Origin of the sequence: Streptomyces sp. 8N706 (genome assembly GCF_052245415.1) — a bacterium.
Classification (GTDB): domain Bacteria; phylum Actinomycetota; class Actinomycetes; order Streptomycetales; family Streptomycetaceae; genus Streptomyces.
Window position 1 is genome coordinate 1 of the sequence record NZ_JBQQBW010000156.1, and the last position, 13,136, is coordinate 13,136.

General features: G+C 68.4%; 13 protein-coding genes and 1 CRISPR repeat array. Of the genes, 10 read left to right on the forward strand and 3 right to left on the reverse strand.

Features of this window, described 5'->3' with window-relative positions; translation table 11 throughout:
- The first annotated feature begins 98 nt into the window (after positions 1-98).
- Positions 99-737: a CRISPR direct-repeat array (repeat unit 29 nt; unit sequence CTGCTCCCCGCGCATGCGGGGATGGTCCC).
- A gap of 446 nt (positions 738-1,183) precedes the next feature.
- Positions 1,184-2,083, reverse strand: coding sequence for a GNAT family N-acetyltransferase (locus tag ACTWQE_RS31730; RefSeq protein ID WP_443332542.1), 900 nt, complete (start codon positions 2,081-2,083; stop codon positions 1,184-1,186).
- Positions 2,084-2,494: 411 nt separating this feature from the next.
- Between ACTWQE_RS31730 and ACTWQE_RS31735 the strand changes: the two genes are divergently transcribed.
- The 6 genes from ACTWQE_RS31735 (at position 2,495) to ACTWQE_RS31760 (ending at position 7,808) form a co-directional block, all read left to right on the forward strand.
- A complete protein-coding gene (locus tag ACTWQE_RS31735; RefSeq protein WP_443332554.1) occupies positions 2,495-2,749 on the forward strand; it encodes a Ku protein in 255 nt (84 codons plus the stop codon).
- A complete protein-coding gene (locus ACTWQE_RS31740) occupies positions 2,652-3,092 on the forward strand; it encodes a hypothetical protein (protein ID WP_443332543.1) in 441 nt (146 codons plus the stop codon). Before ACTWQE_RS31735 ends, ACTWQE_RS31740 begins: the two co-directional genes overlap by 98 nt.
- Before the next feature lie 346 nt (positions 3,093-3,438).
- The gene (locus ACTWQE_RS31745; RefSeq protein ID WP_443332544.1) at positions 3,439-4,590 is read left to right on the forward strand and encodes a hypothetical protein; all 1,152 of its coding nucleotides are present in this window, start codon (positions 3,439-3,441) and stop codon (positions 4,588-4,590) included.
- A gap of 212 nt (positions 4,591-4,802) precedes the next feature.
- The gene (locus tag ACTWQE_RS31750) at positions 4,803-5,345 is read left to right on the forward strand and encodes a GNAT family N-acetyltransferase (RefSeq protein WP_443332545.1); all 543 of its coding nucleotides are present in this window, start codon (positions 4,803-4,805) and stop codon (positions 5,343-5,345) included.
- A gap of 1,297 nt (positions 5,346-6,642) precedes the next feature.
- Complete coding sequence (locus tag ACTWQE_RS31755) at positions 6,643-7,314, forward strand: helix-turn-helix domain-containing protein (RefSeq protein ID WP_443332546.1); 672 nt, start codon at positions 6,643-6,645, stop codon at positions 7,312-7,314.
- A gap of 2 nt (positions 7,315-7,316) precedes the next feature.
- Positions 7,317-7,808 (forward strand): hypothetical protein, encoded by a 492-nt coding sequence (locus ACTWQE_RS31760; protein WP_443332547.1) that lies wholly within the window; start codon positions 7,317-7,319, stop codon positions 7,806-7,808.
- Positions 7,809-8,153: 345 nt separating this feature from the next.
- Here the strand turns inward: ACTWQE_RS31760 and ACTWQE_RS31765 are convergent, their stop codons facing one another.
- Positions 8,154-9,140, reverse strand: coding sequence for an XRE family transcriptional regulator (locus ACTWQE_RS31765; RefSeq protein WP_443332548.1), 987 nt, complete (start codon positions 9,138-9,140; stop codon positions 8,154-8,156).
- Between ACTWQE_RS31765 and ACTWQE_RS31770 the strand changes: the two genes are divergently transcribed.
- The 4 genes from ACTWQE_RS31770 (at position 9,135) to ACTWQE_RS31785 (ending at position 12,181) form a co-directional block, all read left to right on the forward strand.
- Complete coding sequence (locus ACTWQE_RS31770) at positions 9,135-9,800, forward strand: D-alanine--D-alanine ligase family protein (protein WP_443332549.1); 666 nt, start codon at positions 9,135-9,137, stop codon at positions 9,798-9,800. The two genes, ACTWQE_RS31765 and ACTWQE_RS31770, sit on opposite strands and share 6 nt — an antisense overlap.
- A 21-nt stretch (positions 9,801-9,821) precedes the next feature.
- On the forward strand, positions 9,822-10,493 hold the full coding sequence (locus tag ACTWQE_RS31775) for a C39 family peptidase (protein ID WP_443332550.1): 672 nt from the start codon (positions 9,822-9,824) through the stop codon (positions 10,491-10,493).
- Between the two features lie 497 nt (positions 10,494-10,990).
- Positions 10,991-11,131: a hypothetical protein gene (locus ACTWQE_RS31780; RefSeq protein WP_443332551.1), complete on the forward strand. Its 141-nt coding sequence runs from the start codon at positions 10,991-10,993 to the stop codon at positions 11,129-11,131.
- A 33-nt stretch (positions 11,132-11,164) separates the two neighbouring features.
- On the forward strand, positions 11,165-12,181 hold the full coding sequence (locus ACTWQE_RS31785) for a hypothetical protein (protein ID WP_443332552.1): 1,017 nt from the start codon (positions 11,165-11,167) through the stop codon (positions 12,179-12,181).
- 202 nt (positions 12,182-12,383) lie between these two features.
- Here the strand turns inward: ACTWQE_RS31785 and ACTWQE_RS31790 are convergent, their stop codons facing one another.
- The gene (locus tag ACTWQE_RS31790; protein ID WP_443332553.1) at positions 12,384-12,743 is read right to left on the reverse strand and encodes a hypothetical protein; all 360 of its coding nucleotides are present in this window, start codon (positions 12,741-12,743) and stop codon (positions 12,384-12,386) included.
- Between the last annotated feature and the right edge of the window lie 393 nt (positions 12,744-13,136).

Consider the following 13,136-nt stretch of genomic DNA (forward strand, 5'->3'; position numbering starts at 1 on the left):
TGATACTTCCCTAAATGCTCTCTTCATGCCTCTTGCCGGATTCGACGATAGTGCTCGAAACCCGTGCTGTCCCGCGATAAAGCCCCAGGTCGCGAAGTCTGCTCCCCGCGCATGCGGGGATGGTCCCGGGCAGCAGCTCGGTGGGTGGACGTTCGCCGGCTGCTCCCCGCGCATGCGGGGATGGTCCCCAGCGGGTGCGCGCGATCGGGCGCCCGTATGACTGCTCCCCGCGCATGCGGGGATGTTCCCAACCGCCTGGGGCCGCGGGGGCGCTGAGACCTCTGCTCCCCGCGCATGCGGGGATGGTCCCACCTGGGTCCGCCACTGGAAGGAGCCCGGCTTCTGCTCCCCACGCATGCGGGGATGGTCCCGCCGTGAAGGAGATCATCGGCGACGCGATCCGCTGCTCCCCGCGCATGCGGGGATGGTCCCGCCCGCCGGGGTATGACCACTGCCACCCGGTACTGCTCCCCGCGCATGCGGGGATGGTCCCTCGATGTCGTCGTACTCGGCCTGGGCACAGCCCTGCTCCCCGCGCATGCGGGGATGGTCCCAACAAGGGTGGTGTCGGCAAGACCACCACGGCCTGCTCCCCGCGCATGCGGGGATGGTCCCGACTATGAGCGATGGAGCCGTTCGTTTTGTAGCTGCTCCCCGCGCATGCGGGGATGGTCCCGAAGGGTGGGCGGGTCGGGCCCGCGCCAGAGGCTGCTGGCCGCGCATGCGGGGATGGTCTCAGATGCGCATCTGTCAACAGATGCGTGTCTGTCTGCTCCCGCGCATGCGGGGATGGTCCCTGCTTGATGCCGCGCATGCACAGGGCGAGGATCTGTTCCCCGCGCATGCGGGGATGGTCCCCTCGACGACGTGCCCAGTCGCCCGCCCTCGAAAGACCGTGCCGCAGCCTCGCCTGCCGAGATCCGATGCCGTGCTGGTCCTGGACGGCGAGCAGCTCGTTGGCGGCGTCGGCCGACGACAACATGGCCGCGTACGCCCGCGCCGCACTGAAGTCGGTCCGCATACCACCGTCCTGAGCCGCAGGGAGCGGGATGCGTGCCCGCCGGGGCGGGAATCCGACGAAGAACAGCGTGCCCGGGTGCGCCATGATGTTGAGACCGGCCGACGCCAGTCCCCCAAGACCCGCTACGGCCTTCGGGGGCCGCGGTGGACTGAGGGGCACCGGTCAGGGTCGGTGGGTGAAGGACCACAGGCGGTCGACCTCGGTGAAGCCTGCCGCGTCGTAGAGGCGGTTGGCCGCGGTGCGGTTCCGCTCCGGGTCGCCGGGCGGGGCGTCGTCATCGACGTAGGCGATGACCTCCCGCGCGCCGTGATCGGCCAGAACTCGGAACGCCTGCGCGAGCAGGCCGCGGCCCAGCCCTCGGCGGCGGTGGGCCGCCTCGGTGCTGATCCACCACAGCACCCCGACCCCGTCCACCGGGCGGCCGACAGTGGCCTCACCGGCCGGGGTGCCGTCGGTGTCACGCAGGGTCAGCTGCCAGCCGTCCCGCTCATGGCACGGCGCGACCTCCGCGACCGGGTACAGACGCGGCCCGCCCGTGCCCGCCGCCTCCTCCTGGTCGAGGCGGCGGTGGATGTAGCGCCACAGGTCTTCCCCGGAGAACCCCGCGGCCTCCAGGGCCCTATGGGTGGCGGGACGGTTGCGCACTGGTAGGCCCTCCAGCCCGAGGGAGAGGGCGGAGGCGAACTCGAAGGCGTAGACGGTGCGCCGGCCCAGCCGGTCATGGACCCGATCGATCAGCGCCCCAGCGAGGGCCTGGTCCTCTTCCAGGCAGTGGAGCCACAGGATGAGTCCGGCTCCGTCCTTCGGCCGTGTCGCGTAGGAGATGACCCCCAGCACCTGGCCGCCGCTGTCCTGGAGCACGTCCGTGACCGGCGCATCCAACTCGGCCCACCAGCCGCTGTCCACCGGGGAACGGCCTGCCAGCGCCTCGGTAAGCATCCCTGGCCTGGTCTCGGGCTGCCCGGGCAGCCGATCGGCGTTGATCAGATCGAGCACCGCCTTCTGGTCGCCGTCCGTGTACGGACGCGCGGACAGGTGTGTCGCAGCGGTCGTGAGCGGCACGCGGATCTCCCTGAATCTGCCTCGTCTTCCAAGGTGCCCCCGCGGCCACCAGGCACTCACCCCGAGCATTAAATGTACCGGTCTGTTCATCTTGTGCTGGGCATCGGCACCCCGTGCGACGGATGACGGCGGAGTGGCGGCGGGGTGCTGCAAGCCGCCCGGGCTGGCCGCGTAACAGTGGCGTCCGCTGCGGCTCCAGCGTGCGGCTGCACCAGCTCCTCCTGTGCCTTGCGAGGTCGTCAGGGAAGCCGTAGGTGCCCCTTGCCACGCAGAAAATAGTATTCGGATTCGAATTTCCGGAGGGGGCCATACCCGGCGTTCACACGGTCGGCCGCGCCGCCGCGCAGCTCTGCCTCTCACCCGCTGCGAGCACTGCGGACGCCGCGACCTGCGGGTTTTCGGGGAGATGCGATCACTGCTCAGTGGCGGTGCCACAGGCCGGTCGCCGCCCGGCCCTACGTCCTGCTGCGCGATGCCATGCGCGAGACAGGCCAAGTGGCCATCGCACGCGCCGTCATCCGCACACGCGAGAACCTGGCCATCCTGAGGCCCCGCGGCGAACCGCACGGTGGCCGACCGGCTGGGTATCCAGGTGCGATCGGCCTGGAGGTACTTCGAGCCGGCCGCGCTCGCCGAGAGCCTCGCGAAGAGTGCGCGGGACTTTGAGGAGAGCAGCAGCGAGGAAGGCGTGGGGCAGGCTCCCCTGCCGCCGTTGGACAACCCTGAGCTCGCGCTGATTCTTGCGAGCGTGCCGGACGCCCTGGCCCGGACCGGCGGCGACCTGTACGCCGTCATCCTCAACGTCGCCGTCAACGCCTGGATGGCCGGCCACATCCACGCAGAGGACGGCTGCGATGGATGCGACGGCAGCCGTGGCCCTGTCGGCCATGACTGGCAGGGCCGCATGCAAACCCTCACGGAGATGCAGCCGGACATCACCAAGTGGTTCGACCGCGAGGTGTGGACCAACGCCGTCAACGACAGCGGCTTCACCGTCACCCGCCGTTAAGCCCAAGGGCGCTGCCTGCCCGTCCAACGTCATCCGGACGGCCAGATCGAGGGACGCCACGAACACTTCCCGCCCGGACCACCGCCCATGACCTCAGCCGTAGCCAACCTGCCGATCAGCCGCGGTCGCGTGTGCACAGGTGCCCGGCCGGGCACGCCTCGCAGCCACGATGATCAGCCAGCCCGCTAGCCTTCACGGCTGCGAAGAGCCGACGCCTGTAGATCCGCGAGCAGCAGTGGGCCCGGACCCGCGTGTGGTTCGGGCCTTACTCGCGTGTCCGCCGGGGGGACGGATGTTCATGGACGCGTTGCCATGTTCAACGCGTAGGGTCTGGCCGGGGTCACTGATGAGTGATGATGATGCCGTGAGTCTGGACCTGAGCAACTACGAACTCCTATGGCCCACATCGCTGTTCGTGTCCGAGGGCGAACGCATCCTCCGATCCACAAGCTCCTCCTGGGAGGATCGTGCGATATGGCTCATGGCGGAGGCCCTGGCCGGCACAACTGCGGTGGCAGACTTCGAGGAGTTGCCTAACCACAGCGGGCGAACGGACGATCCCTGGGCAACCACTGGCACCGGGTGGGGCAGTCAACGGGCCGGGATAGACCAGCACGACTGGTTCGCTGAGCTCATCAACCGTGCATCCGAGCTCAGGCACGCGGCCGCACCGCGGCCGTACTGGCCACAGCGGCGCGGTAGTGGGCTCTCCCATGACGGCAGTACCCCGCGAGACACCCGGCGCGACTTCGCGCGGCTCATCGGCGAGTTCACGGACAACGGCTACTTGGTTGAGGTGTTTGGGGAGGAGTGCATCGACGACCCCAATGACCTGCCTGATGCCTCCGCGGTGATCGACAGGCGTCTCGGCATCCCTGATCTGTGGCCTCTTGCACCGGAGACGTGGGACGAGGACACCTTCTACGGGCTGCTCGAGGTGTTCCACGACCTGGTGAGCCGCCCCCGCATGCGGCGCTTCCACTCCTACAACGCCTGCGGCTGGCACCACTCGGAGTTCCATAACGGCCCGGCACGCACCCTGTACCGGTGGAAGGTCAATGAACTCCTGCGCTCGGCGGACATCGAGTATGAGCTCGCCGCGGAAGGCGAGGACCTCGGGCGCCTGGTCGCCGTCACCGACGACGCCCGAAGCCACCTGGTGCACCGCGCGCTCAACGACAGTGTCCCCGACATCACCACACGCATCCGTCACGCCATCGCGCTCTTCAGGGGACGCGACACGTCAGCCGAGAGCAAGAGGTCGGCGATCGTCGCCCTCGCTGGCATCCTCGAGGAACGCCGCGCCCTGATCAAGGAGCAGGTCGGGAAGCCCGACGAAGGCGCTCTGTTTGAGATCGCCAACCGCTACGACCTGCGCCACCGCCGGACCGACCAGCGCGGCGACTACGACGAGGCGTTCCTTGACTGGATCTTCTGGTGGTACCTCGCCACGGTAGAGCTAACCAACCGGCTGATCGCATCACGAAACCTCGTCTGAGACGACTAACCGCCAGCTCTGCCCGTGTAGGTACGGGCAGGGCCTGAAGCCCTGCGGCTGTTCATTTCGTGGGCCTCGCTCTACACGCCCGTGGCACCATCTGGGCCATGGGAAGAGCCTCACGCCGCCGGGCCGAACACCGTGCCCGGCCGGCCGCACCCAAGACCGCCGCGAGGGTTCGCCCCCTGAGGCGCGCTGACCTGACACAGGCCATGCAGCTGCTGCAGGGGGTGATCGAACAGGACAACCCGGAAACCCTGGACCTGTACCTGTCGGAACCGTCCCCGGTGAACCGGTTCGGTGTGGGTCTGGTCGCGGAGGCCGACGAAGAGGTCGTTGGCGTGGTGGCGGGGGCGGGTATCGGCGTCCTCCTGCCCGGACTGCAGGTGTCCGAACAGGAGATCGCCAGGCGTATCGGGCTGCTGGACGTCCTCGCAGTACATCCGGACCATCGCCGGAGGGGGATGGGTGCTCTGCTGTGCAACTCCCTGCTGAACCGATTCCGCGATGGAGGGCACCGGTTGGTGGTAGCGAAGCTGGCGACCGGCAGGCGTGACCTCATTCCCATCTACTCCGGATGGGGATGGAACGTGGGAAATCCCGGCGCGGGGGTGGCGGTCGAGATCGGCCCCCATCAGGTGGTAATCGCAGAGGACCCGGCCGCACGCACGGCTTGGACCGCGCTCGCGCCGCAGGTGCGTCCCATCCCCTCAGGGGTGCCCGGGGTGTCGGTTGTAACCGGCATGTTCGGCTGACACGCCGATCTAAGTCCGCCCGGCGGGGACTGGGTCCAGTTCGGCAGCAGCGCCGAACAGGGGAGCTACAGCCGGACGCCGGGCTCGTGAGGGCATGCTCCACCACCGGCGGCGGCTCCAGGTATTCGGTGGCCACGCCGTCGTACTTCACGCCGTCGACGGGTCTCATGTGTTCCGGCCACCCACACCCGGTACTCGGCAGCATCCACGTCGACCACCTGCGATAAATCCTCGTTTGGCCAGTGAGCCTTAGATCCGCCTAGGTCCTGCACGCATCGTGTCGTCCCTGTGAGTCAGCCCTTCTCCATCACCATGGTCTTGTACTCGTTTCGTGCGGACCGTCCATCCCAGGGGCGCTGCCCCTGGACCCCGCCAGCGCCCAGGCGGCGCTGGACCCGCCTCCACTGCCGCCTGCCCTGCGCGCCCACCGCTCCGCGGCAGGCGCGCACCCCTCGGGCGCAGGGCGCCCTCACTGGGCAGTTGCCCCCGGAAAGGCATGGCCGAGGCACTGTTGTGGCTGAGGTAAGGCGTTAAGCAGTACTCGACAGGTGCAGGCTCGCCGTGGTGACCGACTTTCGGCAGAGGCCACGACTCCGCGGCAGTTGCTCAACTATGCGCCGTACGTGAGGAACCGAGACCGTCCCCCAAGCGCAGGGAGCGGCCATACGGATGCAAGGGGCGGGGGCGGAGGAGCCCCCTGCGGCTGCGCGCGTGGCGTAGCCGCACACCGGCTCGCACTGCGCGGGGATAGTGGTGCGCTTGATGACGAAGCGGTGGTGATGCGGGTATGAAAGCGGGCGCGCCACCGCCGATCGCCCCGGTGGGACGATGCACCTCCAGAGACCTGAGGTCCAGTGGAGCCGGTACACGGCACATTGGGTTGACCTAAGAGGGTGACTGCAGGTATCACGCGCGCGCGCACGCGCTCTAGAAGGGGTTAGGCGCAAAGTTCTCCCCTGGTCAGAGCACTTCTTACCCGTAAGTAATGTACGCCGTGGCGCACACTCGGGCCCGGTGAATGTGCGCTGGGACGTGCTGTGTGTCGGAGTTTTGTGACTCATTGGCACAACTTTGATCGGTCGAGGCTCACGAACCCTGCGTTGAGTATGTGCCGGACTCAGCCTAAAAACAGGATGAAATGCCTACGGTCGTCCACGGCCACAGAGATGCCGAAGGTACGTCCCAGCGCACATTCGACGCGCCAAAAGTGCCATCCGCTCACATCTTTGTTACCCATGAGCACAATTGCTAGGGTGCCATCCGTCTGGGTATCGATCTTGAGGAGCACCCCAACGCCATGTCGGCACAACCTCATGAGGAGCCGGCCCGCGGGCGGCTTCCCGACGGGCAACCTGCCCGTCGGCGGCGCACACCGCCGCCCAGCCCGTACGACGCCCCTGGTGGCATGCCGCAGCCCAACGCGGTCGAGCTCCCGCCCGGCTACCGGGCAACCGTCGAGCCGCCTGTCACCAGCGACGGGTTCATCGGCGGCGCCTTCACCATGGACAGTCTCGAGTTCCTGCGCTGGGCCGCCAAGTACTTCCATAACGACCTGGCGGGACTGCGCATCCTGGTCTTCCTCATGGGAAGCCAGGAGGTCGGAGGAACAATCCGCCTGACCCAACAGGCGATCGGTGCCGAACTCAACATCAGTCGCCCTCATGTGACCAGGGTCTTCGGGAAGCTGGCCGGCCTCGGCGTGGTGTGGATGCGCCAGCGCGGGAACTATCAGCTCAACCCCGCCGGCTCCCTACGCGGCGGGACTAAGCCCGCAGAGCCCGCGGAACCGACAGTCGGCCGCCGCACCCGACGCAAGGGAGAGAGGGTTGACCAACTCAGCCTTCTCACCGAACTTGTCAATGACCCGGACGTACCCAAGGCGTTCAGGAAGCTCGCGGAACCCGACCCGACCCTGCCACCGCCGCCGCCCAGGGCTCGGCGAAAGTCTCAAGACCTGGAAGAAAAGTGACGATGAGAGCAGCCGTGAGCGTGCCGGACGCACAGCCCCGTGAACTTGTCTGGGGATCATTCAACGCCCTGGACTACGTGCCGAGAATGCACTCTGCCGCGTACCCGGTCTTGCTCCACCTGCTCGCCAACCAAGAGCCAGGGGGACGCTGCGTCTGCACGCACGAGGAGCTGTCGGAGGCCCTCGGCATAAACCGCACGCTGATCACGCGTGGCATGCAACACCTCGGCTTCGCAAGCCTCATCTTCAGGATCAAACAGGGCGTCTACCGCCTCAACCCGATGATCGCCGGGTTCCGCACCCCCGCGGAACAACTAGTGGCGATCAAGGAGATGCCCCGCGAGGACCGGCTGGACGTTCCCGACTTCGAGGAGCGCTACCAGCGCCGGATCCGCGAGCATGACGAGGAGAAGAAGCGGCGAGCCCGCGGCCGCAAGGCGCCCGTCACTGATCTCACCGCGCGTCGGCACTCCCTTAAGGCAGTCGAGGACTGACCTCCGGCACCAGCACAAACAGAAAGACCCCCGCAAGCGGGGGCCTTTCTGCGTCTGGATATCGCGCACAGCTTACCGCCTCTGACGTACCGAGCGCCACGGCGGACGCACCGTGGCACCGGCTAGGAATCGCCTGTCCAGTCCATGCGGACGGCCGTCTTCCCAGCTCTCCGGTGCTGAACTCACCGTCGCCGCCCGTCTCGACACCGTGCCCAGCACCCACCTTGAACCCGCGCTGACTGGCGAGCAGTCGAGCACAGCACGGCTTGGAACCCGGCTTGTCCAGCGACGGCCGCGCGGCAGCGCCGTCGACGGGCAAGGGCGAGAACCTGCTGAATCGAGTGTTCAGGTGGTGAGGCGGGCGGCGAAGTCGCGCGCTGACGAGGGTGCGGTGGTGGAGTTGAGGGAGCTGGCGAGGTCGCGGGCCCGGCGGGTGATGGCGTCGGCCGGTCGGGGGGCGTCCAGCGCTCGGGTACCGGCCTCGATGGCAGCTTCGTAGTCGCCGAGCGAAGCGTGCGCGGCCGCGAGGTCGAGGTGGGCGATCACAGCCCGTGTGGGAGACAGGTGCGGGCCTCGCCGGTACTGGGCGACGGCCTGCTCGGCTGCGGTCAGAGCCTGCCGCGGTCGGCTGAGCGCGAGGTAACTGGTGGCCTCGAAGGACAGCACCCGGACCTGGTCGGCGGAGAACAGGCCGGACGCGTGCAGGGGAAGCGCTCCGGCGAGCTGCTCGGCGAGACGGCGGTTGTCGGCGAATTGGTCGGAGTGACCGGCGCGGGCGTGCGCACGGGCGCTCTGGGCTGCAAGCCGGACATGCGCGGCGGTGCCGGGCGGGGCCGCCGCCAGTCCGCGAGCAGCGCACTCGGCAGCATGCTTGGGCCGGTCGCCGTAGAGGTGCACCGTCGCGGCGACATCGTCCGCCCAGGCACACAAGATGCCGGATTCGGCCGCGAGATCGTGGTGACGGGCGTCGGTGGCGAAGGCCTGCGCCGCATCGGTGTCGCCGAGGTCGTGGGCGAGCCAGGCCAGCACAACGGAGAGCATGCCGCCGGTGCGCACCAGCTCCCGGTCCTGCACGAGGGTGCGTCGCCCTGCGCGGAAGACGGCGGTGAGCCGGCGCAGCTCCCACATCGTGTTCCATGCCTGTGCGGCCGGGATCTGGTTGCCAGAGCCGGGGCAGTCGGCTGGGCGCGCGGAGTTGTCGAGACCGACCCGCACACGCTGCTGGGCCTGCACGGCCTGGGGGGAGAGGACGGAAAGATCCAGGGACTGCTGGAAACGGTCGGCATCCCCTACACCGGGTCCGGTGTGCTGGCCTCCGCGGTGGGCATGCACAAGCCGACGTTCAAGCAGCTGGCGACATCCGAGGGCTTGGACACCCCGCGGTGGCTGGGCCTCAACCCGGCACTGTCGCCCGCGGCGATGGCCTCCACGGTGCACCTCACCCTGGGGTGGCCGGTGTTCTTCAAGCCCAGCTCGGGCGGCGGCAGCCTGGATGCCGCCGTCGTCCACAGTCAGGCGAAGATGATCGAGCTGCTCCAAGCCGCCCGCGAGCACCCCTACGAGCAGTACATGGTCGAGGAGTACGTGACCGGCCGCCCGTGCACCGTCGGCCTGCTGGAGATCGACGGCAAGCTCACTACCCTGCCGGTGCTGGATGTACAGACCGACCGGGAGTTCTATGACTACACCGCCAAGCACGACCCCGCCCAGCGCACCGAGCACTGCCCCTCGATCCTCCCAGAGGACATCACCGGCCGCCTCCAACGGGACGCGCTGCGCGCGCACCGCATGATCGGCGCCCACGGCCTCTCCCGGGTGGACTTCATGGTCACCCCCAGCGGCCGCACCGCCATGTTGGAGAGCAACACCCTGCCCGGCCTCTCCCACCGGGGGAACCTGGCCACCATGGCGGCCGCGGTCGGCATCACCTACCCGGACCTGATCTGTCACGTGCTTGAGACTGCGTTCACCAAGCCCCGCTACCTGCCCTGAAACCGGGCAGACTTGGGGCCCATGACCAACAGCTCCTCGATCGTTCACCCGGTGCCGTACTACGCGCAGTGGGAATCGCCCGAGCTGGTGCGCGCGATCATCGCGGGCACCACGCGTGCCAGCGAGGACCCGCTTTGGCCCAAGTCCGGGGCGGCCAGCCCGGAGGAGTATGAGTTCTGGTCCTGGCGGCTGTGCGGCATGGCCTGCCTGCGCATGGCCCTCGACCACTGGCGCGGCCAGGTCCCGCCCGCGGTCTCCCTCGCGCAGGAGTGCGTGGATGCCGGCGCCTACATCCGCCACCCCGACCGCGTCGACGGCCTGATCTACGCCCCCTTCGCCGCCTACGCCCAGCAGCGCTGGGATCTGCACGCCGAATCTGGCCCCGACCTCCCCGCGGCTGCACTCTCCGAGCATCTCCTCGAGGGACGGCTGCCCCTGCTGTCCGTACACCCCTCCATCCGGATCCTCGACCCTGCCCCGCCGCGCCGCGGCGGGCACCTGGTCCTGGCCGTCGGCACCACACCCCAGGCGCTGGTCATCCACAACCCGTCCGGATTCCCCGGCCACTCCCAACAGTTCGCCCACGTCCCCTGGCCGGACCTCGATCGCTTCTACGCCGGACGCGGCGTCATCCTCGGCCCCGCGCCCAGGAGCAGTAGCCACTCAGCGGGTGTGTCCGCAGCTGCAAGGTAGCCACCATGCTCGTCATGGCCAACTGAGTCCGGGCGGTAGAGGTTGCGCCGCTCCTTCAAGGAGGGGGCTGCAGCGCAACGGCTACTGGCGCCGCAGTTGGAGCTGGCAGGCCACGCACGGACATTGGACCGGCAAGCGGGAGTACCCGGAGTGTGTGGTGAGGCGTCAATTCCATTTGTGTGCCGGGTAACTCGAAGAACCTCTTATCCAGCATTTCGGGACAAGCTGATTATTCGCTATGGTTCGCCACCCTTCGCTTCTCTGTAACCGGCGGTAAGGCAGGCGCCCGTGGCCTAAGAATGTTCGGCGGCACCGGGCAGCGTTGCCCGTTCCGGCCCGCACCCGAGCGTGGGGCGGCGGGGCTCGGTCCGGTGGCCCGGGTCGCGACAGGGATGCGGCCTGCTTGCCCGACCGGGAGCGCCCGCGTTCTCCCGGCCCCACTGTGAAGGAGTCGGCGCACCTCACATGCGCCCTGAACTGCAATGTTGAATCACCTCATGAGCGATGCGTGGCCCGAATACGTCGCTGGTGTGCTGGTGCTGGCCACCGGGGCCATGGCCAGCGCCGTGGTCAAGGCCTGGCGCCGGCGTAAGCCTCCGCGCCAGGACCGGGACGCCGCTGCCGACAGCAGCGAATAACCCACCCTCCCCAATTTTTTACTGGAGATTCCTGTGCCCGAATCAAACAGCGTCGTCTTACAGACGACGAAGAATGTCGTCCGTAAGACGACACCGCTGTGTCGGCGGGAAGCGGAAATCCACCGCGTCGACGCCTGGAGCCATCTAAAGACCCCGCAGGCCCCGGACCCGGATTCCTGGATGGGGGAACTGGCCCGTATACCTCGAGCCTTGGAGCACACCGGCACAGTGACGGAGATCGCCGCCAAGTACGACCGCATTCTTGAACTCATCGAGTACGACACCCCAGGCGACCTCACGGAGACCGACCTGCTCGCGGCCCTCCTGGTCCAGCGCGCCCTGCGGGACAAACTCCAGATCGACGAGGGGCGGCTGATCGCCGCCGCCCGCCGCAAGAACATCACCTGGGCGCGCCTCGCCCCGGCCTTGGAAGTGCGAAGCCGGCAGTCGGCCGAACGCCGGTACCTGCAGTTGCGCCGGGACCTCGACGGGATCGTCGGCCATCCACTGACCCAGAGCGACCGGGTTGAAGCCGCTCGGACCCAGCGCGACCGCAAGGCCGAGCAGCGCTGGGCCGCTGACCACTCCATCGAGATCGTCGCTCTCGCCCGGCGCCTGGCCGCCGTCCCGGGGTTGCAGCAGCGCGCCGACACCTGCCCGAAGGTCACTCGGGCCAATCAAGTAGCGGTGCTCCACGCCCGCCGCGCCGGTGAGCCCGACCCGGTCCCGGTCCGCACCGCCTGGCCCGCCCGCCTCGTCGAAGTGGTGGCCGCCGAGGAAGCCCATCGCGCAGCGCAAGCCGCAATGCCGCAGCCCGCCATGGACCCCGGTCCGGACCTCATGGCCCCCAAGCCGGCCCCGCTGACCTCTGTCAGACACTCCCAGCTGGTCCACCAGATGTTCAGTCTTATCGGCTACGCCATTGACAGCGACAACGTTGATCTGGCAGATCACCACGACCTCGTCCTGGCCATCCGTCAGCTCTACGCCGAGGCCGGACCCAACGCGCCCCGCGCTCCCGAGGACTACACCTCAGGCTCCGTGCGGTAGGGCGAGAACAGGCGGAACGGACGCCAGCGGCCAGCTGCCTCCCGCCGCACCGTCCGTTCCCGCCGAGGTCAACGGCCGCTTCATGGCCAGCGGCCCGAGCCACCTGTGGGTGACGGACCCGATTACCGGAGCGGTGCGGTCACGCCGACCAGCCTTCCTTGCCGGGGCCCTACTGCTTCTGAACGGCAGCCCGCGGGACACCTCACGTGCCAGCGGGCTGGGCCGTGGCAGCATCGTCGGGCAGGTGCTTGATCGCTGAGCGTGCCGCGACACGGTCGGGCCCGCTGAGGGTGGTCCAGAAGTCGTGGGTGACCACGGCCTCGGCGAGGGCCAGCTGCCGCTTGCGCAGCGCAGCGACCTGGGCCTGCTCCTCCTGGCTCCAGCCGGGGGAGTCGGGCCGCTCGCGGGTGTGCCAGTAGCCGTCCTCCTTGGTGTCCCGGAACCCGGCCTCAGGCGTAACGGACCACGGAAGCTTCGCAAGGAGCGCCGAGAGCTCGGCGCGGACGTGGTGGAGCTCCTGCTGCGCGGTCACCAGGTCACCGGGGAAGGCGTAATCGGCCATGCCCAGAATGATACGGCCGTTCGAATCTGGGCGGGTGTCGACACGCGGCCGCTACGGGCGGTGTGGGTGTTGACGTGTTGTCATGGGAATTTCACTGTGTGTGCTCTACTCGCATAAACCGGTCAGGGCCACGATGTGCGCGAGCCCACCCCCCTCAACTCCTCACCCTGGGAGACAACGCCCATGCGCACCAATGCCCGCCGCAGCATCGTTGCCACGTTCGTGGCAGCTGCCACCACAGCCCTCACGTTCTCGGTACCACCCCGGCACAGGCTGCTCTGCCCACCCCGGTCAGCGCCGCCACCGCCCGCTCCTACCTCGCCTCCATGAGCGCCACGGCCGAGCACTCCAGAACCGGCTACAGCCGCGACCTGTTCCCCCACTGGATCACCA